Raw genomic sequence first — 25633 nt, forward strand, 5'->3', positions numbered from 1 at the left:
TATTTTTTTCACAAACTTGATTCTTCAAATTATTTGAAATTTATTCCTATTAGATATTGGTTTTTCAATAAAAATCAAAAAAGGTCTAGAGTTAACTAAACCTTTTTGTGGCATTTACTATGAAAGTACCTTCAAGACTGCAACGCTGATATCATCAATCACATTAGACTCTTGAGAACGACTATTGGATACCAGCATTTCAAGATTTCCTGCATTTTCAAAGTAAAAAGAAGTTCCCTTGGCATTGAATACCACCAATAAGTGCTCTGCTCCACCGTGAATTTCGTAAACAATCCACCCACTATTTTCAGCAGCTGTATGGACGAAGACATGACGATAAACTTCTTCGTATGTAGGGTAGGAGAAAGCACGCGTTTGTGTTTTTAGGCGAATAATCTGGCGAATAAATTCAATGCTTTCTTGTCTCTCATTGATTAAATCCCAGTTGACCTGATTGACACTATCTGGAGCATTGTAACTATTCATGGCCCGTTCTCTATCTGCCGCAGTCAGCTCGCCATTTTCTCCAGTAGCAAGGAGTTTGGTGCGTCCAAATTCTTGACCCAGCTCTATAAAGGACATCCCTTGCATAAGAATGCTCATCGCTGTTGCTGTTTCAACCTGTCGCATAATCTTATCTGAACTGTGATCTGGATGAAGGGTTACCAACAAATCATGCAAGTTGTAATTATCATGGGCTTCCACGTAGTTAAGAACTTGGTTTGGACTAAGATATGAACCCAACTCTCGGCTACCAAGAATAGCTTTGGCTACAATCGGTTCTGTAGCTGCACCACTAACAAATCCTGCCTTGATTGAGCCATAAACTTCTCCTCCTTTGATGGCATCACGCTGATCATCATTGAAGAATCCAATATTTGGCATCTGGTAGGCATTGTCCTTCTTGGCCTTGTCATAAGGTGCAAGACCGGTCCCCATATCCCAACCTTCTCCATAAGTGATAATACGAGGATCAACTTCATCCAGTGCCCAACGAATTGCCTGCATGGTTTTGATATCGTGAATTCCCATCAAGTCGAAACGGAAACCGTCAATATTGTATTCTTTTACCCAATAAAGGAGTGAGTCAATCATATACTTGCGGTACATTTCGTGTTCGCTTGCGGTTTCATTTCCTACACCTGTACCGTTTTGGAAGGTTCCATCTGGATTCATACGATAGTAATAATCAGGAACAGTTGTTTGGAAAGGCGCATCTACCGTTGAGAAAGTATGGTTGTAAACGACATCCATAATAACACCGATTCCCGCATCATGATATGCCTGAATCATGGTCTTGAGGTCTCGAATAACCTGTCCAGGATCATCTGGATTACTAGAGAAACTTGGTTCTGGAGCATTGTAGTTTTGAGGATCATAACCCCAGTTATAGGTTACATTCCCATCCTCGTCGTATTCCTTATGACGATCAAAGATTGGTTGGAGCTGAACATAATTACAGCCGAGTTCTTTGATGTAGTCAAAGGCTGTTGCTTGCCCATACCGGTTAACTGTTCCAGTCTGGGCAGCCCCAAGAAAAGTCCCTCGAAGATTTTCTGGAACTCCAGATGTCGGCGATTTTGTAAAATCACGAATATGCATTTCACAGATAACAGCTTTACATGGATTTTCCAAACGCCAAGGAGCGTCTGTCCCATGTTTGACTTTAAATCCTTCTACCTGTCTATCTCGCTGAGAGAGAATTACGGAACGTTTCCCGTCAGCACTTGTAGCGATAGTGTAAGGATCTCGTGTCAAAGTCTGGTGGTGCGGAAACTCAATCTGATACTGATAGGCTTTACCTGCAAGATTTTCATCCAGGTCTACACTCCAAACACCAATGGTATTGTACTTATGGCTGTATGAATAGCTATTCCCACGCTCAAGGTTAAAGGTTTTCCAAATCGGCGCGTCGTTACTTGTATTTTCATAAACGACCACTTGGACTGCTGTAGCTGTTGGAGCCCAGAGTTTAAAGCTTGTCTGGTAGTCTGAGATACTGTAACCTAACTCTCCTTGATATCCCCAATGGTGATCAAAGCTTTCACTGTGAAAGGCTTTATCAAAAGCAAACGGATTTCGATCTTTATAGTAAGGACTTGCAATGGCAGGATTTTCAGAATAATAAACCGTCTCATCACCATCTAAGATCCAAACCTCAGTCAACAGTGGATAATAGTTAAACCGTAGGAGATAGTCTTTTGTCTTTCCATCTATTTCGACAGAAAAGGTCAAAGTATTGAGCCTTTCTGCACTTGTGACTGTAAAGGAGAATTTTGCTCCAAAATAGTCATTTTCATAATACAAATTTTCTTTAATATCTGCCTGTTTTCTACTGAATGAACAAGCATCATAATCCCCATTTTTTCGGTGAAAATGGATGACTACTGGGTATCTATACATTTCTTTTCCTAATTCCTAATTTCAATTTTAATTTTTAAGTCATGCTGAAGAATTTAGCGGGAAATTCAGCACAATAGAGAATAGTTCTAATAGATATAAAAACACATCAGGAGAGATAGTTCCATACTATCTAACATCTAGTTATCAACTATTCTTTACAAACTTTCTAGCCAGGCTTCATCTCGAACTTCGATACCAAGTTCTTGAGCTTTTTGGAGTTTGCTTCCTGCATCTGCTCCTGCTACGACTAGATCTGTTTTCTTTGATACACTGCCGGTTACCTTAGCTCCCAGACTTTCGAGTTTACTTTTTGCTTCTGAGCGAGTGAGACGTTCCAATTTCCCCGTCAGAACTACTGTCAAACCTGACAAGGCTGCATCTGCTACTACGGTCTGACCTTTGTAGTCTAGATTGACCCCTGCTTCTTTCAGCTCATCTAAGAGAATCTTCGATCCTTCTGTAGCAAAATAGGTCTGAAGACTTTGGGCAATTACACCTCCCAGACTTTCAATACTTGCCACTTCTTCTGGATCAGCTTGAGCTAAGTTTTCAATAGAGTGGAAATGTTGGAGCAAGAGTTGGCTAGCCTTGCTTCCGACATGGCGAATTCCCAGACCAAACAAGAGCTTTTCAGCAGAGTTTTCCTTGGATGCTTGAATGGCCTGATACAGTTTAGAAGCAGACTTTTCCTTGACACCTTCTAAAAGGAGAAAATCATCTTCTTTCAAACGGTAAATATCTGCCACATCCTTGACTAAATTGGCAGCAAAAAGCTTTTCAACAATAGATGGACCAAGTCCTGTAATATTCATGGCGTCTCGAGAGGCAAAGTGAATCAAACCTTCCATGATTTGAGCAGGACAACGAGGATTGATACAACGAAGAGCCACTTCATCTTCAAAGTGCAACAAGTCAGAGTCACAACTTGGACAGTTTGTTGGGATATCTAGTTTTTCTTCAGAAACACGCTTGGACTCTACCACACGCAAAACAGCAGGGATGATATCTCCAGCCTTATAAACGATAACCGTATCGTCTTTGCGGATATCTTTTTCAGCAATATAATCTACATTGTGCAGTGTTGCACGGCTAACAGTTGTCCCAGCAAGCTGAACAGGTGTTAGGTTTGCAGTTGGCGTAACAACTCCAGTACGCCCGACTGTCCAGTCAACTGAAAGGAGTTGGGCTTCTTTTTCCTCAGCAGGGAACTTGTAAGCAACTGCCCACTTGGGCGCTTTAACGGTAAAGCCAAGCTCTTCTTGACCTGCTAGGTCATTGACCTTGATGACCACTCCATCAATATCGTAAGGTAGTTTCTCCCGTTCTTGTCCTACTTCTTGGATAAAATCCCATATCTCATCTATAGTTTTAGCAAGGATTCGCTTTGGATTAACTACAAAACCAAGCTGTTCAAGATGCTTCAAGACTTTCTCTTGGCTATCGCGAGTTGAAGGACTGGCTTCTTGATAAAGGAAAGTGGCAAGATTGCGCTTGGCAACTACCGCCGTATCCAACTGACGAAGGGTCCCAGCTGCTGCATTACGAGGATTGGCAAATTCAGGCTCCCCATTTTCTTGGCGGGCTTGGTTGACCTGATCAAAGGAAGCGCGTGGCATGTAACACTCTCCACGAACGGTGATATCTAGTTCTTCGGGCAAGGTCAAAGGAATGTCCTTGACGCGCTTGAGGTTTTCGGTGATATTTTCTCCAATAGACCCATCCCCACGTGTGGCACCAACAACCAAAATCCCTTTTTCATACGTAAGCGAGATAGACAAACCATCGATTTTCAGCTCGCAAATATAGGTCGGTTGGGGTAATTCTTTTCGCACACGCGCATCAAAAGCTTCTAACTCTTCACGTGAAAAAGCATCCTGCAAACTGTATAGAGGATACTGATGACTGTATTTTTCAAAACCATCTAAAACCTTACCACCAACACGATGGGTCGGACTGTCCGCTAAAACTTGATCTGGATAGGCAGCTTCCAATTCGACCAACTCTCGGTAGAGACGATCATACTCGCTATCTGACACCGAGGGATTGTCACTCGTATAGTACTCGGTCGCATAGCGGTTAAGTAAGGCAACTAACTCATTCATTCTTTCATTCATAATCCCATTTTACCACAAAGCAAGCCCTCCTCACAATAGAGAAGGACGGAAAAATGATTCGTAGTGAAATATTCTCTAAAAAAAAAGAAATTATAACTCTTTTTTAAAATGACTTCGCACGTAAATGAGGGAGAAACAAGACAGGACAATAACCCCGCTTCCAATTATCAGAAAAGAAGAGAGATGGACACTTGGTAGCACCGTCATAAGGCTTTTTGCAATCGGCATAAATAGGATGGCTAAGGTAAAAATAGTGCTTAGGACTCTCCCCAAGTATTCCCCCTCAACCTTGGTTTGAACCTGAGTAAAAAAGTGAATATTAAATATCGTCATAAACAGTTCACAAACTAAATTTCCAGAAAAGGAAAGAAAAGTTGGCAGTGGTAATCCCATCATAAAAACTCCAACTCCAGTCAAGGCCAATAGAATCAAAAGATTATAAACATCTGCCTTTATTTTGCTAGCTAGAAGAGCTCCAATAATGGAACCAATAGCGCCCATAGTCAAAATAGTTGCATAAGCTCCTTCTACCCCGTAAAGCCGTTCTGAAAAAGGGAGGAGGAATTCAAAAGCTGCAAAAAAGAAATTAACACTGGAAGCGACTAACAAAAGAAAAAAAATTTCTTGCTGGCGCCAAATATAGCGAATCCCTTCTTTCATATCAGCAAAAATATTTTTCCAGCTGAAAGTCTTTTTCTCTTGTTCCTGAGTCTCTTTTTTGGGAAGGAAAGCTACTAAAGTAAATGCGATGAAAAAGCTAATGGCATCTAAAACAAGTGTCATATGGAGACTGGCAAATTGTAAAACGATGAAAGAAAGTATAGGAGAGCTAACACCTACAACCTGCAAAACGAGCTCTAAGCGAGCATTATAGGTCACAATCTCGTCTTTCTCTACTACCTCAGTTATAATGGCTTTATTGGCTGTACGAGAAAATGCAAAGGCAATCGCCTGAACAATATTTGCGAAGATCAGAGCAGCAATCATCAAGCTATCATTTCTGATGAAAGAAATAGCTAAACAGAGAATACCACAAATCAAGTCCGTCGTCATCAAAATTTTGCGACGCGAAAAGCGGTCTGAAATCACTCCGCCAAAGGGATTGACCAGAATCGATGTGACGAGTTCAGAAATCTGATAAATCCCAAGAACAGTCTGCCCTATCGTTCCCATTGATGCCAACCAAACACTATTTCCATAATCATAGAGCATATTTCCTATCTTATTAATAGCCCCACGACTAATCAACTGGATTGCATGTCGATTCATATAAAAAGCTCCTCTCAAATTTTGAAACTATTGTATCAAAACTGAAAGGAGTCTCTTTATTTTTCCCTTATTTGGGAAATTTAAGCATTTACAAATTTTTCATAATGTTCCTGATAGTAAGCCACTTGCTCTGGAAGTCCAAGCACATCAAAAATATGCATAGCCTCCTGCATCTGACCACAACCCTCTTCTTTCAAGTCTCTCTGGTAGAGGGCGAAACCTTTGAGATAATGGAAGATATTGCGCTCATAAAGCTTGATACCATTTCCAATCAACTTCTCCACATAGCCCTCAAAATAGTCCGCATCCGCAAAGGAACGGTTTTCCAAACAATGCTGGTAACAGTTAAGAGCTAAAATCAAAACGAGTTTACGATGCCGACCAATTTCCTTGTAGTACTCTTCCCGCTCCATGACTTCTCTGCCAATCCGAGCTACATAGTCCACATTGTAGAAAGTATAGAGATTACCGAAAAGAATCAACTCATACATAGTCCATTCTTCTGTTTGAAAAAGATAATCTGCTACCTTTTCTAAATCACTCTGACTCATCGTGTAACGAGCATCTCTTTGACAAATCAGACCTTGTAGCAGAATCCAATTTAGCTCAAAATAGAGGGGATTGGTCGAACTCTTTGCTTTCTCAAGCTGTTCCTTTTGAAGCTTTTGAAAACCTGCAATATCATTTGAGTAGTAAAGCGGAATAATCTGTGCCATCAAGGCAACATGTTCATGATTTTGAAAATCCCTAGCCTTGTCCATGAAATTTTCAATGGTCACATGAATATTATCCAAAATCTCAAAGAAACGGGAAACTGCTAGATCAGACTCCCCAAGCTCGAAGCGAGATAACTGAGAGGTTGAACATGATTCACCTGCCGCCTCTTTTAAGGAGTACTTCCCACTTGTTCGAAATTCACGAAATACCTTTCCAAGATGTTCCATTTCTTACACCTGCTCCGATAATTCTTCCCACTCAAGCATAGCTTCTTCCTGACGATGGCTGATTTTATCCAGTTCAGCCTGCAATTCCATGAGTTTTTCGGCATCGTTTGTCTCCAACATTTGTTCAGAAATAGTTTGGCTTTGACTTTCTAACTCTTCGATTTCAGCCTCTAAACTCTCGATTTGTCGCATGAGCTTGCGAGCTTCTTTCTGACTTTCTTTCTGAGCTTGATAATCATTAACTGGACTTGCTTCTTTTTCTTGATTGCTAGTTGAAGCTTCTTCTGTCTGAGTCATTTCTACTTCTGCTTTCTTCTCAACATAGTAGTCATAATCTCCAAGATAGAGAGTTGAGCCATTCTCAGACAATTCCAGCACATGAGTTGCCACACGATTGATAAAGTAACGGTCATGGCTGACGAATAGAAGAGTTCCATCAAAGTCAATCAAGGCATTTTCCAACACTTCCTTGCTATCAATATCCAAGTGGTTGGTCGGCTCGTCAAGAATCAGGAAGTTGTTATTTTCCATAGACAATTTAGCCAAAAGCAAACGAGCTTTCTCGCCACCTGAAAGCATGCCAACTGATTTTTTAACATCATCTCCTGAGAAAAGGAAGGCACCGAGGCGGTTGCGGATTTCAACTTCTGGTGTCAGTTTAAAATCATTCCAAAGTTCATCCAGAACCGTATTACTTGGTGTTAGCTTGCTTTGGGTTTGGTCATAGTAGCCAACCTCAACATTGGCCCCAAATCGCTTTTCTCCTTTGATAAAAGGAATCTGGTCCACAATAGACTTGATAAAGGTTGACTTACCAATACCATTTGGTCCTACGATGGCAACAGCATTCATCTTACGGAGGTCTAGGTTGATAGGTTCTGACAATATTTCCCCATCATAGCCAATAGCCGCATTTTCAACGGTCAAAACGATATTACCTGATGTTTTTTCCGACTGGAAGGTCATATTGGCTGATTTCTTGCCAGCTTCAGGCTTGTCCAAACGCTCCATTTTTTCTAGTTGCTTGCGTCGAGATTGGGCACGTTTAGTCGTTGAGGCTCGGACTAGATTGCGATTGACAAAGTCTTCTAGAGCCGCGATTTCCTTCTGTTGCTTTTCATAGTTTTTTGCCTCAGTAGCTAGATTTTGCTCCTTTAACTCAACAAAACGAGAGTAATTGCCTACATAACGATCCAAGGAATGCTTAGTTAAATCGAGTGTAACCGTCGCAACCTTGTCCAAAAAGTAACGGTCGTGGCTGACAATAATGAGTGCACCGCTATAGTTCACCAAATAATTCTCTAGCCAGGCAATGGTTTCAATATCCAAGTGGTTGGTAGGCTCGTCCAAGACCAAGAGATTTGGCTTTTCAAGGAGCATTTTAGCCAGTGCAAGACGAGTATTTTGACCACCTGAAAGCTCAGCAATTTTCATCTGCCACATAGACTCGTCAAACTTGAAACCATTCAAGATAGCGCGGATATCAGCTTCGTAGGTAAAGCCACCAGCCTGACGGAAATTCTCTGATAAACGATCATAATCCGCCATCAGTTTATCTAGATCTTCAACAGACTTTTCACCCATCTCCAACTCCATCTGACGCAGTTGTTTCTCCGTATGGCGTAGATCATCAAAGACATGGAGCATTTCATCATAAATGGTATTTTCAGACTCAAAACGGCTATCTTGGGCTAGGTAAGACAGAGAAATATCTTTTTTCTTATTGATTTCTCCACTAGTTGGCTCCTCTTCCCCAACTAAAATCTTCAAAAGTGTGGACTTACCAGCACCATTTTTCCCAACAAGAGCAATTCGGTCTCGTTCATCTACTTGCAGGTTTATATTATCAAACAAAAGCTCGCCTGCAAAAGAACGTTCAATTTTATTGGCTTGTAAAATAATCATATCTCTATTTTACTATCTTTTTCTCTTTTGCACAATTGCAATGAAAAAAGTTCGAGTCATAAACCCGAACCTTTTATATTAGTATCCAATGCCTCCACGGAATGTGCGAGCCATATCTTTTAAGTCATAGTTTTTAGAAGAGGTATCGATGGTCCATTTTCCATCTTTCTTGGTCATTTTAATTTCATAACCCTCTTTCTTCATGTTATCACTAGTGTCTAGAGGAGTTGAATCAAATTGACTTGGTGCATTTTCTAAAATGTACTTCTCACCAGCTTTCATAGCTTCTGAGTAGTTGCTATATTTACCTTTGTTTTCTTCATAGAATTTACGGCTCAATTCATGAACATTCAAATTATCCAAGTCGATTGTTTCTGGTCTAACATAAACAACAGCATAGTCTGGCAAATATGTCTTCACTTTATAATCAACTTTTGCTCTCTTAGCATTTGCTTTGATGTAAGCATCTGCGAATGTTCTAAGTTCTGAATCAGAAGGTTTGTAATTATAGAAGCCTTTTCCGAACGACTCTGTAAATTTCTTGATAAACTCTTCTTTATCAGCTTTCGCATCGTTTGTGAATTCAGCACTGTCATCAGAAGATTTTTTATCATCAGCAAGTGCTACAACTTGCGACTTATTATCAGTAGCACTTAGGTTCGTTCCACCACCAGAACTTTCCCCATTAAGGTAAACAGCATCGACATATTTTTTCATTACATCTTTAGCTTCATCAATATGATCTTCGTACTGACTTGGATCCACCTTGATTGCTACATCGTTATTCTTTTTAGAATTTTCTTTGATGTCATCGTAAAAGCTAGGCGCAAAGTGGAGTTCATACTTAGCGTTCTTGTCGACTTCATAAACTACATAACCAGCAACGCTCTTTCCTTTAGAAAGACTGTCTCCATATGACATAAACTTAGTTTTACTGTCGCTTTCGTGGATTTGAATTGGTTGTAATTTTTCATCTTTTTCATTATAAAGCGTAATATCTTGGCTAGTAAAACTAAACTGTTTATCACGATTGTTCTTGATTTCGACTTGAAGTGCAAGGTAGCTTGAAGATGAATCTTCGTCTTTAGGCAATACAAACATACCGTCTTTTACAGAAACTTCAAAGTTTGAGTTCGAGGCAGTACCATTGTCACTTGCTTTTTTTTGAGCTCCACAGGCAACAAGTGCTAAAGCTGATAAAAGCAAAGCAGAATGCTTAAGAATTTTTTTCATAATGGATTCTCCTTTAATGATTTACTATATTTTACCATACGCACTATAAAATTCAAAACAGAAACCAGATATTTTCAAAATATCTTAAATTTATAGAGTTTTAACTTAAATTTTTCTATCTGTTCATTTGATACATTAAAGGATTCTTTATAAAAAGAATAGAATATAACAATATTTTTGATTTTTTTTCTTCAACAAACCTACAAAATGAATTATAAACTTTCATGTTATAAAGTATCTAATAATTAATTTTCATCCCTAACTTAGTATAAGTAAGCACAGTCCCCACCATTTTCCCGCTAAAGTACAAAAGTTAATTTCCTACATTTTAAGTTATGCTAACGTTTTACTAAAATGTCAAATCGTGATATAATGAAAGCGATTAAAGCAAATAAACAAAGGAGACACTCTATGACTTACCAAGAAAATTATCAAAAATGGGTCGATTTTGCTGACCTTCCAGACTACCTTCGTCAAGATTTGGAAAATATGGACGAAAAAACAAAGGAAGATGCCTTCTATACCAATCTTGAATTTGGTACTGCTGGTATGCGTGGTTTGATCGGTGCTGGTACAAATCGTATCAATATCTATGTTGTTCGTCAAGCAACTGAAGGTTTGGCTCGTTTGATTGAGTCAAAAGGTGGAAATGAAAAAGAACGCGGTGTAGCAATTGCCTACGATAGCCGTCACTTCTCACCTGAGTTTGCCTTTGAATCTGCGGCAGTTCTTGCTAAACACGGTATCAAATCTTACGTATTTGAAAGCCTTCGTCCAACTCCTGAACTGTCATTCGCTGTTCGTCACCTCAACTGTTTTGCTGGTATCATGATTACTGCCAGTCACAACCCTGCTCCATTTAACGGTTACAAGGTTTACGGTGAAGACGGTGGGCAAATGCCTCCACATGATGCAGATGCTTTGACAACTTATATTCGTGCAATCGAAAATCCATTCGCTGTCGAAGTTGCTGATGTAGAAGCTGAAAAAGCTTCTGGATTGATTGAAGTGATTGGTGAAGCTGTCGACGTAGAATACCTTAAAGAGGTTAAGGACGTAAACATCAACCCAGCCTTGATCGAAGAATTTGGTAAAGACATGAAGATTGTCTACACACCACTTCATGGTACTGGTGAAATGTTGGCTCGTCGTGCTCTTGCCCAAGCTGGATTTGACTCAGTTCAAGTTGTTGAAGCACAAGCAACTGCTGACCCTGACTTCTCAACTGTAAAATCTCCAAACCCAGAAAGCCAAGCAGCCTTCGCCCTTGCTGAAGAACTTGGTCGTCAAGTTGGTGCAGACGTTCTTGTGGCAACTGACCCTGACGCTGACCGTGTTGGTGTTGAAGTTCTTCAAAAAGATGGAAGCTACCTCAACCTTTCAGGTAACCAAATCGGCGCTATCATGGCTAAATACATCTTGGAAGCCCACAAAAATGCTGGAACTCTTCCTGAAAATGCAGCCCTTTGCAAATCCATCGTATCAACTGACTTGGTAACGAAGATTGCTGAGAGCTACGGCGCAACTATGTTTAACGTCTTGACTGGTTTCAAATTTATCGCTGAAAAGATTCAAGAATTCGAAGAAAAACACAACCACACTTACATGATGGGATTTGAAGAAAGCTTCGGTTACTTGATCAAACCATTCGTACGTGATAAAGATGCTATTCAAGCTGTTCTTGTCGTTGCTGAACTTGCTGCCTACTATCGTTCACGTGGTTTGACACTTGCTGACGGTATCGAAGAAATCTACAAAGAGTACGGCTACTACGCAGAAAAAACTATCTCTGTTACTCTTTCTGGTGTTGATGGTGCTGAACAAATCAAAGCCATTATGGCTAAATTCCGTAACAATGCTCCGAAAGAATGGAACACAACAGCTATCACTGTCGTAGAAGACTTCAAGGCTCAAACTGCTACTGCCGCTGATGGTACTGTTACAAACTTGACAACTCCTCCAAGTGATGTTTTGAAATACACACTTGCTGACGGTTCATGGATTGCAGTTCGCCCTTCAGGTACAGAACCAAAAATCAAGTTCTACATTGCCGTTGTGGGTGAAAGCAACGAAGATTCACAAGTTAAGATTGCTAACATCGAAGCAGAAATCAATGCGTTTGTAAAATAAAAATCTATAAAAGATGAGACCAACCAATCTCATCTTTTTTTCGTATCAAATCTAAGCATTTTTGGAAACTTTATGGCATACTAGACTTATCAATGAAAGCGAGGTAATCTCATGGAACAATTTTTAGATAATATTAAAGACCTTGAAGTCACTACGGTTGCGCGTGCACAAGAAGCACTTGATAATAAAGAAACTGCAACCTTCTTTATCGGTCGCAAAACTTGCCCTTACTGCCGTAAATTTGCTGGTACCTTGGCAGGTGTCGTAGCTGAAACTAAAGCTCACATCTACTTCATCAACAGTGAAGAACCAAGCCAACTCAATGCTTTGCAAGATTTCCGTTCACGCTATGGTATTCCAACTGTTCCAGGATTCGTTCATGTTGCTGATGGCCAGATCAAGGTCCGTTGTGACTCTTCCATGTCCGCACAAGAAATCAAAGAATTTGCAGGATTGTAAAAATATATAAAAAAGAAGGCACTCGCCTTCTTTTTTATATATCTGTCAATGGTGTTGCAGTATCTGGTGAGGTATCGTAAACTTTAAAGTCTACTCCGACTCCCAGATCCGCTTGGGCTAGCTGGTTGACCATAGTCATATGAGCCAGCTCCTTGATATTGTTCTCTTTGGATAAATGCCCAAGATAGATTTTCTTAGTCCGATTTCCCATTGCACGAATCATAGCCTCAGCACCGTCTTCGTTAGAAAGGTGACCGAGATCAGATAGGATACGCTGTTTGAGTCGCCAAGCATAAGATCCTGCTCGCAAAATCTCTACATCGTGATTGGACTCGATGAGGTAACCGTCTGCATTTTCGACTATTCCAGCCATACGATCACTAACATAACCTGTATCGGTCAGCATGACGAAGCTCTTGTCGTCTTTCATAAAGCGGTAAAACTGTGGCGCTGCCGCATCATGACTAACACCAAAACTTTCAATGTCGATATCACCAAAGGTTTTGATTTTGCCCATTTCAAAGATATGCTTTTGCGAAGAATCAACCTTGCCAAGATACTTACTATTTTCCATAGCCTGCCAGGTCTTTTCATTGGCGTAAAGATCCATGCCATATTTACGAGCCAAGACACCGACCCCATGGATATGGTCTGAATGCTCATGCGTAATCAAAATCGCATCCAGATCTTCAGGTTTGCGATTGATTTCAGCTAGCAGACTTGTAATTTTCTTACCAGACAAGCCCGCATCTATTAGGATTTTCTTTTTTGGGGTTTCCAGATAAAAGGAATTTCCACTGGATCCTGATGCTAAAATACTGTATTTAAAGCCTTTTTCACTCATTCTAGTCTTCTATTTCGTCCTCCCATATTTCTTCTTTTACGGCATCCTTATCATAAGGGAGCACTATGGTAAAGGTCGATCCCTTACCGTATTCACTTTTGGCCCATATAAAGCCATTGTGTTGTTTGATGATTTCTTTTGCGATCGCCAGACCTAGACCAGTTCCACCTTGAGCCCGGCTTCTTGCACGATCCACACGGTAGAAGCGGTCAAAAATCTTAGGCAAATCTTGCTTTGGAATACCTAGACCTTGGTCTTTGATGGATAAAATCATCTGGTCATCAGTAGTTTTCATGCTGACAGTGATTTTCCCACCATCTGGTGAGTACTTAATGGCATTGTTAAGAATATTATCAATCACCTGAGTCATCTTATCGGTATCAATCTCGATCCAAACTGAATTAATAGGGTAATCTCTGACAAGCTCATATTTTTTCTCGTCATCCTGGCTTCTCATCTTATCAAAGCGGTTGAGAATAAAGGTGATGAATGCTGTAAAATTAATCAATTCCACATCTAACTGAGTGGTCGCATTATCAATACGAGAGAGATGCAAGAGATCTGTCACCATCCGCATCATACGGTTGGTTTCATCGAGTGAAACCTTGATAAAATCAGGAGCAACAGGATCATACAGAGCTCCCTCGTCCAAGGCTTCAAGATAAGATTTAACACTGGTCAAAGGAGTTCGCAACTCGTGACTCACGTTCGAAACAAAGAGTCTTCGCTCACGCTCTTCCTTCTCCTGCTCGGTCGTATCATGTAAAACGGCAACCAAACCAGAGATGAAACCTGACTCACGACGAACCAGAGCAAAACGTACACGAAGGCTCAGGTATTCCCCATTCACATCCTGGGAGTCAATCGTCAACTCAGGAATCTGTGTAATTAGATCACGCAACTCATACTCATCTTCTATCTTAAGCAATTCAAGGATGCTTTTATTCAGAACATCTTCTTTCTGCACACCGAGCTGTTTCTTGGCCATATCGTTGATCATAGTAATCTGGCCACGACGATTGGTCGCAAGAACGCCATCTGTCATGTAAGAAAGAATACTGTTCAATCGTTTACTCTCTTGTTCCAGATTTTCTTGGGTCAAACGAATAACTTCTGACAAATCGTTCAGATTATTGGTGATATTGGTGATTTCTGTACTTCCTTGCAAGTCCAAAACTTGAGAATAATCACCTGCAATCAAGTCCTTAACCTTTTGATTTATCTCCTTCAGACGGATATTATCCCGACGATTTTCCAGTAACAGCAAGGTCACCACCAGGATAAAGCCCAGTAAAATCAAGATAAAGATAAAATCGCTGGTCAGAATAGTTTGTCTAATATCTTCAATCATTATTTCTCATATAGTATCCAACACCACGACGTGTGAGAATGTACTCTGGACGACTTGGAGTATCTTCTATTTTCTCACGCAAGCGTCTAATGGTCACGTCCACAGTACGAACATCACCAAAATAGTCATAACCCCATACAGTCTCAAGCAAGTGTTCACGTGTAATCACTTGTCCAATATGAGATGCCAAGTGATACAAGAGTTCAAACTCACGGTGGGTTAAATCTAATTCCTCACCATATTTCTTCGCCACGTAAGCATCTGGAACGATTTCCAAATCACCAATTTGTAAAGGCTGCGTCTTCTTCTCATCAGACTCTTGGCTATCCACAGAAACTAGGTCTGTACGACGAAGCAGGGCCTTAACACGAGCCTGCAACTCACGGTTTGAGAAAGGTTTTGTAACATAATCATCTGCACCTAACTCTAAACCAATAACCTTGTCAAATTCGCTATCCTTAGCTGATAGCATGATAATCGGCACGCTACTAGTCTTACGAATAGCTTTAGCAACTTCTAAACCATCAATTTCAGGTAGCATCAAGTCGAGGATAATAATATCCGGTTGCTCAGCTTCAAATAGCTCGATTGCCTCACGACCATTGAAAGCTGTAACAACTTCATAACCTTCCTTGGCCATATTAAACTTAATAATATCTGAGATTGGTTTCTCATCATCTACAATTAATATTTTTTTCATTTTATCACCTTTTCTTTATCTATTATAACAAAAAAATGTAAAGAAGGCACAAATGGCTACTGTAAGCCTTCATCTTCAAAACTTGTTTTATAAGCCTGCCAAATTTTTTGTTGAGGTTTCGCAAGTGGATAGTCAGAAAACTCCTGAGGAGAAACCCAACGAATTTCTCTGTCCGAAAACTGTTTTGTTTCTGTCACCTGACCAGCTAGGATTTGAATGTGCCATTTCCGATGGCTAAATACATGCTTGACCTGGTCAAATACTTGATGGGACCAATTCACTTCTAAATCATAATCCTGCTCAAAACTTTCTTGGGGGCTTGGGCCAAATGCTCTGCTATCCTCCTTAACTTGAGAAAAAAGATCTAGCTGATCGTCTTCTCTAGAAAATTCTTCGACTTCAATCAAGGGGAAATGCCAAAAACCTGCCAGCAATTTCTCGCTTTCATTTTTCTCAAGAAGATATTGACCACAGTCATTGCGTACAACTAGAGCCTTGAGATAAATTGGGAGAGGCTTTTTCTTGGGTTCTTTGATCGGATATCGATCCATGGTTCCATTCTGATAGGCTGCGCTAAATTCCTTAACAGGACTTTCTTCTGGTCGAGGGTTAACCGGAGACTCTATATCAGAGCCTAAATCCATCAAAGCTTGATTAAAGTCACCTGGTCGTTTCGGGTCAATCAAGATTTCCATCATAGCCTGAAAAATTTTGCGATTGCTGGGAACTCCGATATCATGATTAACCTCAAACAATCGTGCCAAAACCCGCATGACATTGCCGTCGACCGCTGGCTCAGTTAGATTAAAAGCGATACTAGAAATAGCTCCCGCAGTGTAAGGGCCAATCCCTTTTAAACTAGAAATGCCTTCATAGGTGTTTGGAAATTGACCACCAAAGTCAGCCATAATCTGCTGGGCTGCAGCCTGCATATTGCGCACTCGAGAATAATAACCCAAACCTTCCCAAGCCTTCAGCAGACGCTCTTCAGGGGCATTCGCCAGACTTTCAACAGTTGGAAACCAGTCCAAGAATCGTTCGTAGTATGGAATAACTGTATCAACCCTAGTCTGCTGGAGCATGATTTCAGATACCCAGATGTGATAAGGATTTTTACTTCTCCGCCAAGGCAAATCTCGCTTGTTTTCATCATACCAGTTGAGGAGTTTTTCACGAAAAGAAATAATCTTCTCCTCCGGCCACATGACGATACCGTATTCTTTCAAATCTAACATATATCTAGTATAACATAGAAGCTTCTAACTGTCCTTTTCTCAGTACTAAAAAGCCTCTTCCCATGGGAAAGAGGACTAAATCTTATTGATGAACTGCTTGAGCTGCTGTAATAAGGGTCAACTTGTACACATCATCTGCATTACATCCACGAGAAAGGTCATTAACAGGTTTGTTCAAACCTTGTAAAACAGGTCCGACAGCCGCAAAACCACCGAGACGTTCAGCCATCTTGTAACCGATATTTCCGGCTTCGATACCTGGGAAGATAAAGACATTTGCTTGACCAGCTACATTACTTCCTGGAGCTTTTAGAGCTGCAGTTTCAGGAACAAAGGCAGCGTCAAATTGCAACTCACCATCAATCTCAAGGTCAGGACGCAAGTCGTGAGCAATTTTAGTAGCTTCCACTACCTTATCAACACTTTCACCAAATCCTGAACCTTTAGTAGAATAACTTAGCATAGCAATTTTAGGTTCAATACCAAACATCTTAGCTGTGATTGCTGAGTTGATCGCAATTTCGGCCAAGGCTTCCGCATCTGGATTGATATTAATGGCACAGTCTCCAAATAGGTAACGTTCTGTACCACGTACCATAAGGAAGGCACCTGAAGTACGAGTTACATTTGGACGAGTTTTAATGATTTGAAGGGCTGGGCGAACTGTTGAGGCAGTTGAGTGAATCGCACCAGATACCATACCGTCAACCAAGCCCAAGTAGACTAGCATCACACCAAAGTAGTTGACGTCTTCAACCAAAACTTTGCGCGCTTCTTCTTCAGTCATTTTACCCTTACGACGCTCTACTAAAGCAGCAACCATTTCTTCGAATTGAGGATAGTGTTGGGGATCAATTACTTCATAACCATCCATGATCCCTTCGATTTCGAGATAAATTTTAATTTTTTCAGGGTTTCCGAGCAAAACAGGAATTACTTCTGTTTCTTTTACCAAGCGTTTTGTTGCTTGAAGAATACGTGGCTCTTCCCCTTCAGGGAGAACGATACGAGCATTTTTGCCAACCAGGTTGGCTTTGAGACTTTCAAAAACTTCCATGAGTTTTCTCCTTTAAGAAAATAAATTATACTCCAAATAAGTTTTAAAGAGTATTAGTTGATAACTGAGTAATAAGATTGCTGAAATCATCCGGTAAGGGGCTTTCTAGTTGCAAATCTTGCTCTAGAAAAGGATGATAAAAAGATAAATAATGACAATGCAGAGCCTGGCGCTGAATCCCATCGTCTAAGCTTCCTCCATAGAGATCGTCTCCCAACAAAGGAAAGCCAATATGAGAAAAATGCACTCGGATCTGATGAGTTCGCCCAGTATGCAGGCGAATATCGACTAGGTGAATATTTCCATAAGACGCTACAACTTTGTAAGATGTATGGGCGTATTTCCCACCTTTGGCAACCCGTCTTGTGATAATGGAGTCCACATCACGCGCAATCGGGGCAATAATCTCCCCCTCTGGCTCCAAGACACCATCTCCTTTAACTAAAGCAAAGTAGCGTTTCTCGATAGACTTTCGTTGCAACTGCTTGTCTAAGCGTGCGTGAGCGTAGCCGTGCTTGGCAAAGAGCATCAAACCAGATGTATCTCTATCAAGCCTAGTCACGATGTGAACTTGCTGGTTTTCATAGTTTTGCTTGACATAGTAGCCCTTGATAAAATTGGCAATGGTGTTGGAATGATTGACACTGGGGATGGAAGCTACTCCATAAGGCTTATTCAAAACAAGAAAATGGTCATCCTCATACAAGATATCGAGTGGTCGATCAATAGCTTCAAGGCTCTCAAACCCTTCCTCTGCTGGAATGTCAATAGTTACTCTATCTCCAATATCTAAGAGATAAGTCGCATTTTGAGGTTGGCCATTGACCAGAATAGCCCCGCCTCGAAACTTAATCTTAGCCAAAAGTCCCTTGGAAACCTCATGTTTCTTGAGGAAGGTTTTGACTTTGACGTGCTCATCTGCGGTAAATTCGAACCTCATTCATCCACCTCGCCGATAAAGGCATCTTTGACACGATTCCAGAAACTAGTGTGGCTTGGAGTCGCTACGAAGTGAATCTTGTGATGGTCGATTTGATACTCAATCCGTTCGATATTACGGAAGGAATAGACGCTGTTATCGACTGATATCGTATGGTAATCATTGCGTGTCGGCAAGAGTTCAATCTTATCTTTTTTGGGAATAATGATTGATGAACCCAAAGTGCGATAGACTCGGTTGTTAAGACTTGCTATCTCTGTCAACTGCAAAGCTTCAATGGTCGGATGCAAGACAGCTCCACCCAAGGACTTGTTGTAGGCAGTACTTCCCGTCGGCGTTGAAACAGTCACTCCATCTCCACGAAATCTCTCGAACGGAACATGGTTAATGATGATATCCGCAACCATGGTGCGGTCTGATCGACGGATGCTGGCTTCATTTAAAGCACGGAAGATTTTCACCTCTCCATTTTCAAGCGTTACCTTAACATTCAAGACCGGATAAGAAACTTTGGCACCAGTATCTAGTAAAAGATTGGTCACCAATTGATCCAGCTCAAAATCACGATAATCTGTGTAAAATCCCAAATGCCCTGTATGAACACCTACAAATCGAACCTTGTCTAACTGATTCTCATACTTGTGAAAGGCAGACAAAAGCATTCCATCGCCACCAATGGAAATGACGATATCAGGATTGGTATCGTTCAGTATAAAATGTTGTTTCTTTAGTTTTTCCCTCAGTTCATGCAAAACCTTCTGACTCTGTGGCTTTCTATTTGCTATGAGGTCAACTCGTTTACCTGTATTCTTCATCTGTATCGTCACTATTTCCTACACCATCGTTTAGTTTTCTGCTCAATGGATCAAAGAGAGCCTGCGCTTCCTGGATATCATCACGAATCTTACCCATTTCCTCATCCAGTTGATAGGCTATTTTGGCAGTGATTTCCAGTCTTTTCCTGATTTCTTCTGGAAAATCGCCCTGATATTTATAATTGAGCGAGTGTTCAATCGTAGCCCAGAAATTCATGGCTAAAGTCCGTATTTGAATTTCCGCCAAAATCGTCTTCGCTCCGTTAATCGTATCAACCGTGTACTCAACAACCACGTGATAAGAACGATAGCCCGAAGCCTTACGATGAGTGATATAGTCTCGTTCCTGAACGACTCTCATATCTTGGCGTTTACGTAGAATCTCAACTACTTCTTTAACGTCATCAACGAACTGAACCATGACACGTAAACCAGCAATATCTTGCAGATCATGTTCTAGACTTGCATAAGTAATTCCTCGACGAGCCATTTTTTCTTTAATACTTTCAATCGGTTTTACCCGACCCGTTACAAACTCAATCGGAGAATGCTTGTTTTGCTTACGATACTGTTTGCGAATTCCCCGAAGTTTAATCTTCAATTCACCAACAGCCTGAATGTAAGGATCTAAAAATTCTTCCCATTCTATGGTCATACTTTCTCCCTTGTAATGTTTGATTGCTCTGTCGAAAATCTTTGATTTTTTCAGTACATTCGTATACAATAAATACATTGTCCATTATACCATAAATCGCTTTCAAAGATATAGAAAAGGTTGAAAAAATGAAACATTTAGAAATAGAATTGAAAACACTTCTGAAAAAAGAGGAATATGATCATCTAAAAAAACAGTTTTCCCATTTCCAACCCGTCCTTCAGAAAAACTACTACATTGACACACCAGATTTCCAATTGCGTGAAAAGAAGGTTGCCATGCGCATTCGCACTTTTGCAGATTGGGCGGAATTGACCTTAAAAGTGCCTCAAACTGTAGGAAATATGGAATACAACCAGAAACTAACTCTTCCAGAAGCTGAATCTTACCTAGAAAAACAAAAACTACCTCAAGGGCTCGTTCTAGAGAAGCTCGCTAAGATTGACATCGAAAGCCATGACTGGCTTGTTCTAGGCTGCCTTTCCACCCTTCGTTATGAAATGAAAACTGAGATTGGCTTAATGGCCTTAGATGAAAGTCGATACTTTGACCAGACGGACTATGAACTCGAGCTTGAAGTCACCGACCATGAAAAAGGGAAAGCTGATTTTAAGAGATTTTTAGATGAAAATCAGATAACCTATCAGAAAGCTCCTTCAAAATTAATTCGTTTTATTAAAAGCATGAAAAAAAGCTGAAATAATCTCCTTTTTTTGGTAAAATAGAAAAGATAAAAATAAAAGAATCTGGCTTTGGAAAACAAAGCTTTCTCAAAGAAGATTCGCAAAGTTTACAGAGGACGGTCTATAATGTCAGATAGAAACAACATGAAACTTTTCACCCTAAACTCTAACCATGAAATCGCTCAAAAGATTGCGGATACAGTTGGTGTACCTCTCGGGAAATTATCCTCTCGACAATTTTCTGACGGCGAAATCCAGGTCAACATTGAAGAAAGTGTCCGTGGTTACGATGTCTACATCATCCAGTCAACCAGTTACCCCGTTAGCAACCACCTAATGGAGTTGTTGATCATGGTTGACGCTTGTGTACGTGCAAGTGCTCATAGTATCAACGTTGTCCTTCCTTACTTTGGTTATGCGCGTCAGGATCGTATCGCTTCTTCTCGCGAACCCCTCACTGCAAAACTGGTTGCCAATATGCTTGTCAAAGCTGGTGTTAGCCGTGTTCTAACGCTTGACCTCCATGCTGTTCAGGTCCAAGGTTTCTTTGACATTCCTGTAGATAATCTTTATACTGTTCCTCTATTTGCTAAGCACTACTGTGATAAAGGGCTTCTTGGTTCTGATGTTGTTGTTGTCAGTCCAAAGAACTCTGGTGTTAAACGTGCACGTAGTTTGGCTGAATATCTTGATGCTCCTATCGCTATCATTGACTACGCCCAAGACGATTCTGATCGTAACGAAGGCTATATCATTGGGGATGTTGAAGGCAAGAAGGCTATCTTAATTGACGATATCCTAAATACTGGTCGTACTTTCTCTGAAGCAGCCAAAATCGTTGAACGTGAAGGCGCAACTGAGATTTATGCAGTATCCAGTCACGGTTTATTTGTTGAAGGTGCAGCAGATCTTCTTGACGCTACAAACATCAAAGAAATCCTTGTGACAGACTCCGTAGCTACCAAAGAAAGAACTCCAGAAAATGTATGTTACATTACTGCTAGCGAATTAATCGGAGATGCTATCGTCCGCATCCATGAAAGAAAACCAGTCAGCCCACTCTTTGCTTACAACAAAAAGAAACAAGGTGATTCTTTGATTTATTTGGACAATGCTGCAACGACTCCTATGTCAGCAGTAGCTATTTCTGAAATGACCAAGGTCATGCAAGAAACTCATGGTAATCCTTCTAGTATTCATGGTCATGGTCGGCAGGCTGGCAAACTCTTGCGAGAAGCTCGTCAAGACTTAGCCCTCTTACTAGGAACAAAACCTCAACATATCTTTTTTACATCTGGCGGTACAGAAAGTAACAATACAGCCATTATCGGCTATTGTCTCCGTCATCAAAATCAGGGAAAACATATCATCACGACAGCTATTGAACACCATTCTGTACTTGAGACTATCGATTATCTGGTGCAACATTTTGGTTTTGAAGCAACTATCATCCAACCAGTAAATCAAGAAATAACTGCCCAACAGATTCAAGAAGCTTTACGTGACGATACCGTTCTCGTTTCCACCATGTACGCTAATAATGAAACAGGTAGCCTCTTACCTATAGCTGAGATTGGACGTATTTTAAAAGAGCACCCTGCTGCTTATCATGTAGATGCTGTTCAAGCTATCGGAAAAATTCCTATCCATCCCGAGGAATTAGGAATTGATTTCCTCAGTGCTTCTGCCCACAAATTCCATGGACCAAAAGGAGTCGGTTTTCTTTATGCTTCTTCCGCGGACTTTGATTCCTACCTTCATGGTGGGGATCAAGAGCAAAAGAAACGCGCTGGAACAGAAAACCTTGCTGCCATTGTAGGCATGGTGTCTGCTCTCAAAGAAGATCTGGATTGTCAAGTTGATTATTACCAAAAACTAAGTGACCTTAAAACAGTTTTTCTAGAAGAGATTTCCGATTTAGACTACTATCTCAATGAAAGTCAAGACCAACTGCCTTATGTTTTGAATATCGGTTTTCCTGGTCAGAAAAATGATTTGCTTTTACTTCGGTTAGACCTTGAGGGAATTTCAATTTCTACCGGTTCCGCTTGTACTGCTGGTATTGTGCAAACCAGTCATGTGCTTGAAGCATTTTATGGACCAGATTCACATCGATTGAAAGAATCTGTCCGTATCAGTCTCTCTCCTCTTAACACTGAGGAGGAACTGAAACAACTCGCACAAACCTTAAAAAATATTATTGGAGATTAATCTAATGGCATTCGAAAAAACCATTAAACTACAAAACTGCCGCTACGACTATACACTTAGCCCAACTGTCAAAAAGTTCACACTGAAAGACAATACTTTCTTTGAAACAAAAGTTGGAAACTACGAACTGACTCGTCTACTTGAAAAAGTACCCAACAGTGGTGAAGGTTTCAACCTAAAAATCATCATCAATAAAGACCTTACAGGTGCTAAACTCAACATCACTGACAAATCTGGCCTTCGTTTGGTGAATATCTTTAAATCAGAAGATCACCATATTCACCAAGAAAAATTCTACTTCCTCATGGACAGTTTAGTAGAACGCGGTATCTTCACTAAAGAAGAAAGATAATTGACTATGTATCGACTTACCTATCAAGATAACTATCACGTAGAACGTACACTTGAATATAAGGATTACGAAGAGCTCATGTTATCTCTATCAGGCTGTGTGACCCTACCTGATACTCTCCTAATCAGCTCCTTAACGCTGAATGATAAGGTGATTTATCAAGGATTGGTTGGCGATCTCTACCGTTTTCTATCACAAGCTCATTTTTCAGATAAAAACTAAGAAATTTCTTAGTTTTTTCTTGTTTTTGTTGATTTTTTCACAATGTTTCTATAAAATAGAAGAATAGAAAGGTTGTGATTTTGTGAAAGATAAACAGTCTGCTATTCCAAAAGCAACAGCAAAAAGACTCTCTCTTTATTATCGAATTTTCAAGAGATTTCATGCAGAAAAAATCGAACGTGCCAATTCCAAGCAAATTGCTGAGGCTATCGGTATCGATTCTGCGACCGTTCGTCGGGATTTTTCCTATTTTGGTGAACTAGGTCGTCGTGGTTTTGGTTACGATGTCAAAAAATTGATGAATTTTTTTGCTGATCTCCTAAATGATAACTCCATTACAAATGTTATGTTAGTTGGAATCGGAAATATGGGACACGCCCTTCTCCACTACCGCTTCCACGAGCGTAACAAGATGAAAATTATCATGGCCTTTGACCTAGATGACCATCCAGAAGTTGGGAGCCAAACACCTGATGGAATTCCAATCTATGGTATCTCACAGATTAAAGAAAAAATCAAAGAAGCAGATGTCAAAACTGCTATCCTAACAGTTCCAAGTGTTAAATCACAAGAAGTTGCCAATCTTTTGGTTGATGCAGGTATAAAAGGTATTCTCAGTTTTTCCCCTGTTCACCTTCACCTCCCAAAAGATGTGGTCGTTCAGTATGTCGATTTGACAAGCGAACTCCAAACCCTCCTCTATTTTATGCGTAAAGAGGATTAGAAAGCGAAAGCATTTATGAAAAAACCAGTTATTGGGATTACAGGAAATGAAAAAGCTCATCCAGATGATGACATCATGATGAGCTATGCAGCGAAGGGCTTTGTTGAAGGAGTCAAGGACGCTGGCGGAATTCCAATCATCCTACCGATTGGTGATCAAGAAATGGCTGCCTATTACATCAGTATCATTGATAAGCTCATCCTAACGGGTGGGCAAAATGTTGATCCAAAATACTATGGTGAACCAAAGGCTATTGATAGTGATGACTACCACCTTCAAAGAGATATTTTTGAACTAGCACTTATCAAAGAAGCGATTAAGCAAAAGAAGCCAATTTTCTCTGTTTGTCGGGGTACTCAACTTTTCAATGTCGCCATGGGAGGCACGCTATACCAAGATATCGAGGATCATTGGCAGGACTGTTCGGCCGAATACACGACCCAACGCCTCGTAACGGAACCTGATACCATTCTCCGAGAAATCTATGGAGAAATCTCTCACATCAACTCCTTCCACCACCAGAGCATTAAAAATCTAGCCTCAAATCTTAAGGTTGTAGCACATGATCCTAAAGATGGAATCATTGAGGCTGTGACAACTACGGACGGCTTTCCTTATCTTGGTGTTCAATGGCATCCTGAATTTCTCTTTGAAAATCGTCCCAAGGATAAAACATTGTTTGACTATGTTGTTAACGAACTCTAAATCAAATCCGTCTTTTCACGGTAACTAAAGTAATCCGAGTGCGAGACAATCAGATGGTCCAAGAAAACAATTCCCATCAGTTCGCAGGCTTCCTTGACTAGTTTAGTGACATGGTCGTCGTTTCGACTAGGAGACACTGCACCAGATGGATGATTGTGAACGAGAATCACTGAGGTAGCCATATGCTTCAAAGCATAGTGAAGGATTTCCCGTGGTTCAGCAATGCTGCGTGTCGCAGATCCGATAAAAATAGTTTGCTGATGAATGATTTGATTTTGAGTATTGAGATAGAGCGCCACTAGGTGCTCTTGTTTTTTGTCGCCAAGTTCCTGTTGCATTTTCTTGGCTAGCTTTTGACTACTGAGAATACTTTCCATCTCAAGGGTTTCATGTTTGTGAATGCGATGTCCCAGTTCAATCACCGCTTGTAGTTCAATGGCTTTGATACGTCCAATACCAGACAGACTCTGCAATTCCTGCAGGGTCATTTTCTTTAAATCAGTTAGACTGTTAAGACTATTCAAGACTTTTTGGGCAATTTCAAAGACATTTGCCTGACGCGTTCCCGTTCTGAGCAAAATAGCTAACAACTCTTGATTGCTCAGAGCCTCTACTCCTTCCTTAACTAGTCTTTCTCTAGGCAAGAGTGAATCTTCTTGGAATGAAATACTGTACATAAAAA

Annotated in this window: 23 protein-coding genes and 1 pseudogene; 9 read left to right on the forward strand and 15 right to left on the reverse strand. The window is 40.5% G+C overall.

From position 1 onward, the window contains the following. Positions 1-117: 117 nt before the first annotated feature. The 6 genes from pulA to E7Y33_RS06135 form a co-directional block, all read right to left on the reverse strand. The gene (pulA, locus tag E7Y33_RS06110) at positions 118-2403 is read right to left on the reverse strand and encodes a type I pullulanase (protein WP_139689963.1); all 2286 of its coding nucleotides are present in this window, start codon (positions 2401-2403) and stop codon (positions 118-120) included. Positions 2404-2558: 155 nt separating this feature from the next. Then, positions 2559-4517, reverse strand: a complete 1959-nt coding sequence (gene ligA / locus E7Y33_RS06115; RefSeq protein ID WP_125388953.1) for an NAD-dependent DNA ligase LigA — start codon at positions 4515-4517, stop codon at positions 2559-2561. Between the two features lie 90 nt (positions 4518-4607). Continuing rightward, a complete protein-coding gene (locus tag E7Y33_RS06120) occupies positions 4608-5786 on the reverse strand; it encodes an MFS transporter (protein WP_139689964.1) in 1179 nt (392 codons plus the stop codon). Between the two features lie 80 nt (positions 5787-5866). Further along, complete coding sequence (locus tag E7Y33_RS06125; protein WP_125388951.1) at positions 5867-6730, reverse strand: Rgg family transcriptional regulator; 864 nt, start codon at positions 6728-6730, stop codon at positions 5867-5869. A gap of 3 nt (positions 6731-6733) precedes the next feature. Next, positions 6734-8635, reverse strand: a complete 1902-nt coding sequence (locus E7Y33_RS06130; RefSeq protein WP_139689965.1) for an ABC-F family ATP-binding cassette domain-containing protein — start codon at positions 8633-8635, stop codon at positions 6734-6736. Positions 8636-8713: 78 nt separating this feature from the next. Beyond that, the gene (locus E7Y33_RS06135; RefSeq protein ID WP_139689966.1) at positions 8714-9868 is read right to left on the reverse strand and encodes a DUF5105 domain-containing protein; all 1155 of its coding nucleotides are present in this window, start codon (positions 9866-9868) and stop codon (positions 8714-8716) included. A 411-nt stretch (positions 9869-10279) separates the two neighbouring features. Here E7Y33_RS06135 and E7Y33_RS06140 point away from each other — a divergent pair, with 411 nt between their 5' ends. After that, positions 10280-11998, forward strand: a complete 1719-nt coding sequence (locus E7Y33_RS06140) for a phospho-sugar mutase (RefSeq protein WP_000222132.1) — start codon at positions 10280-10282, stop codon at positions 11996-11998. A gap of 111 nt (positions 11999-12109) precedes the next feature. Beyond that, a complete protein-coding gene (locus E7Y33_RS06145; RefSeq protein ID WP_000434641.1) occupies positions 12110-12457 on the forward strand; it encodes a DUF6568 family protein in 348 nt (115 codons plus the stop codon). Positions 12458-12491: 34 nt separating this feature from the next. Here the strand turns inward: E7Y33_RS06145 and E7Y33_RS06150 are convergent, their stop codons facing one another. From E7Y33_RS06150 to yjbM, 8 genes are all read right to left on the reverse strand, one after another. Continuing rightward, on the reverse strand, positions 12492-13301 hold the full coding sequence (locus E7Y33_RS06150) for an MBL fold metallo-hydrolase (RefSeq protein ID WP_139689967.1): 810 nt from the start codon (positions 13299-13301) through the stop codon (positions 12492-12494). 1 nt (position 13302) lies between these two features. Continuing rightward, positions 13303-14652, reverse strand: coding sequence for a cell wall metabolism sensor histidine kinase VicK (gene vicK, locus E7Y33_RS06155; RefSeq protein ID WP_000568720.1), 1350 nt, complete (start codon positions 14650-14652; stop codon positions 13303-13305). Further along, positions 14645-15352, reverse strand: coding sequence for a response regulator YycF (gene yycF / locus E7Y33_RS06160; RefSeq protein ID WP_000722058.1), 708 nt, complete (start codon positions 15350-15352; stop codon positions 14645-14647). Before yycF ends, vicK begins: the two co-directional genes overlap by 8 nt. A gap of 56 nt (positions 15353-15408) precedes the next feature. Further along, positions 15409-16587: an A/G-specific adenine glycosylase gene (mutY, locus tag E7Y33_RS06165; protein WP_139689968.1), complete on the reverse strand. Its 1179-nt coding sequence runs from the start codon at positions 16585-16587 to the stop codon at positions 15409-15411. Positions 16588-16669: 82 nt separating this feature from the next. Continuing rightward, complete coding sequence (gene pta / locus E7Y33_RS06170) at positions 16670-17644, reverse strand: phosphate acetyltransferase (RefSeq protein WP_084859882.1); 975 nt, start codon at positions 17642-17644, stop codon at positions 16670-16672. A 43-nt stretch (positions 17645-17687) separates the two neighbouring features. Next, entirely contained in the window at positions 17688-18584 is an 897-nt protein-coding gene (locus tag E7Y33_RS06175; RefSeq protein ID WP_139689969.1) for an RluA family pseudouridine synthase, read from the reverse strand. Beyond that, a complete protein-coding gene (locus E7Y33_RS06180) occupies positions 18581-19399 on the reverse strand; it encodes an NAD kinase (protein WP_000799063.1) in 819 nt (272 codons plus the stop codon). The genes E7Y33_RS06175 and E7Y33_RS06180 overlap by 4 nt, the downstream gene beginning before the upstream one ends. Next, complete coding sequence (gene yjbM, locus E7Y33_RS06185) at positions 19383-20054, reverse strand: GTP diphosphokinase (protein ID WP_000151555.1); 672 nt, start codon at positions 20052-20054, stop codon at positions 19383-19385. Before yjbM ends, E7Y33_RS06180 begins: the two co-directional genes overlap by 17 nt. Before the next feature lie 128 nt (positions 20055-20182). Between yjbM and E7Y33_RS06190 the strand changes: the two genes are divergently transcribed. The 7 genes and pseudogenes from E7Y33_RS06190 (at position 20183) to E7Y33_RS06220 (ending at position 24951) form a co-directional block, all read left to right on the forward strand. After that, positions 20183-20752, forward strand: coding sequence for a CYTH domain-containing protein (locus E7Y33_RS06190; protein WP_139689970.1), 570 nt, complete (start codon positions 20183-20185; stop codon positions 20750-20752). Positions 20753-20863: 111 nt separating this feature from the next. Then, a pseudogene (locus E7Y33_RS06195) lies at positions 20864-21820 on the forward strand (ribose-phosphate diphosphokinase); the annotation flags it as partial. Between the two features lie 12 nt (positions 21821-21832). Continuing rightward, positions 21833-22948, forward strand: a complete 1116-nt coding sequence (locus tag E7Y33_RS06200) for a cysteine desulfurase family protein (RefSeq protein WP_044020705.1) — start codon at positions 21833-21835, stop codon at positions 22946-22948. Positions 22949-22952: 4 nt separating this feature from the next. After that, entirely contained in the window at positions 22953-23300 is a 348-nt protein-coding gene (locus tag E7Y33_RS06205) for a DUF1831 domain-containing protein (RefSeq protein WP_000863528.1), read from the forward strand. 6 nt (positions 23301-23306) lie between these two features. Next, positions 23307-23522, forward strand: a complete 216-nt coding sequence (locus E7Y33_RS06210) for a DUF4649 family protein (protein WP_000286093.1) — start codon at positions 23307-23309, stop codon at positions 23520-23522. Between the two features lie 82 nt (positions 23523-23604). Next, positions 23605-24246, forward strand: a complete 642-nt coding sequence (locus E7Y33_RS06215; protein WP_000653409.1) for a redox-sensing transcriptional repressor Rex — start codon at positions 23605-23607, stop codon at positions 24244-24246. Between the two features lie 15 nt (positions 24247-24261). Beyond that, complete coding sequence (locus tag E7Y33_RS06220) at positions 24262-24951, forward strand: gamma-glutamyl-gamma-aminobutyrate hydrolase family protein (RefSeq protein WP_139689971.1); 690 nt, start codon at positions 24262-24264, stop codon at positions 24949-24951. Here the strand turns inward: E7Y33_RS06220 and radC are convergent. After that, positions 24948-25628, reverse strand: a complete 681-nt coding sequence (gene radC / locus E7Y33_RS06225) for a RadC family protein (protein WP_000286939.1) — start codon at positions 25626-25628, stop codon at positions 24948-24950. The two genes, E7Y33_RS06220 and radC, sit on opposite strands and share 4 nt — an antisense overlap. Between the last annotated feature and the right edge of the window lie 5 nt (positions 25629-25633).

The sequence above is a fragment of the Streptococcus oralis genome (genome assembly GCF_006175905.1).
In the GTDB taxonomy this organism is placed as follows: domain Bacteria; phylum Bacillota; class Bacilli; order Lactobacillales; family Streptococcaceae; genus Streptococcus; species Streptococcus oralis_BG.

Coding starts and splice junctions, on each gene's coding strand:
- pulA (WP_139689963.1), bottom strand. CDS start 2,403: ATGTATAGATACCCAGTAGTCATCCATTTTCACCGAAAAAATGGGGAT.
- ligA (WP_125388953.1), bottom strand. CDS start 4,517: ATGAATGAAAGAATGAATGAGTTAGTTGCCTTACTTAACCGCTATGCG.
- E7Y33_RS06120 (WP_139689964.1), bottom strand. CDS start 5,786: ATGAATCGACATGCAATCCAGTTGATTAGTCGTGGGGCTATTAATAAG.
- E7Y33_RS06125 (WP_125388951.1), bottom strand. CDS start 6,730: ATGGAACATCTTGGAAAGGTATTTCGTGAATTTCGAACAAGTGGGAAG.
- E7Y33_RS06130 (WP_139689965.1), bottom strand. CDS start 8,635: ATGATTATTTTACAAGCCAATAAAATTGAACGTTCTTTTGCAGGCGAG.
- E7Y33_RS06135 (WP_139689966.1), bottom strand. CDS start 9,868: ATGAAAAAAATTCTTAAGCATTCTGCTTTGCTTTTATCAGCTTTAGCA.
- E7Y33_RS06140 (WP_000222132.1), top strand. CDS start 10,280: ATGACTTACCAAGAAAATTATCAAAAATGGGTCGATTTTGCTGACCTT.
- E7Y33_RS06145 (WP_000434641.1), top strand. CDS start 12,110: ATGGAACAATTTTTAGATAATATTAAAGACCTTGAAGTCACTACGGTT.
- E7Y33_RS06150 (WP_139689967.1), bottom strand. CDS start 13,301: ATGAGTGAAAAAGGCTTTAAATACAGTATTTTAGCATCAGGATCCAGT.
- vicK (WP_000568720.1), bottom strand. CDS start 14,652: ATGATTGAAGATATTAGACAAACTATTCTGACCAGCGATTTTATCTTT.
- yycF (WP_000722058.1), bottom strand. CDS start 15,352: ATGAAAAAAATATTAATTGTAGATGATGAGAAACCAATCTCAGATATT.
- mutY (WP_139689968.1), bottom strand. CDS start 16,587: ATGTTAGATTTGAAAGAATACGGTATCGTCATGTGGCCGGAGGAGAAG.
- pta (WP_084859882.1), bottom strand. CDS start 17,644: ATGGAAGTTTTTGAAAGTCTCAAAGCCAACCTGGTTGGCAAAAATGCT.
- E7Y33_RS06175 (WP_139689969.1), bottom strand. CDS start 18,584: ATGAGGTTCGAATTTACCGCAGATGAGCACGTCAAAGTCAAAACCTTC.
- E7Y33_RS06180 (WP_000799063.1), bottom strand. CDS start 19,399: ATGAAGAATACAGGTAAACGAGTTGACCTCATAGCAAATAGAAAGCCA.
- yjbM (WP_000151555.1), bottom strand. CDS start 20,054: ATGACCATAGAATGGGAAGAATTTTTAGATCCTTACATTCAGGCTGTT.
- E7Y33_RS06190 (WP_139689970.1), top strand. CDS start 20,183: ATGAAACATTTAGAAATAGAATTGAAAACACTTCTGAAAAAAGAGGAA.
- E7Y33_RS06205 (WP_000863528.1), top strand. CDS start 22,953: ATGGCATTCGAAAAAACCATTAAACTACAAAACTGCCGCTACGACTAT.
- E7Y33_RS06210 (WP_000286093.1), top strand. CDS start 23,307: ATGTATCGACTTACCTATCAAGATAACTATCACGTAGAACGTACACTT.
- E7Y33_RS06220 (WP_139689971.1), top strand. CDS start 24,262: ATGAAAAAACCAGTTATTGGGATTACAGGAAATGAAAAAGCTCATCCA.
- radC (WP_000286939.1), bottom strand. CDS start 25,628: ATGTACAGTATTTCATTCCAAGAAGATTCACTCTTGCCTAGAGAAAGA.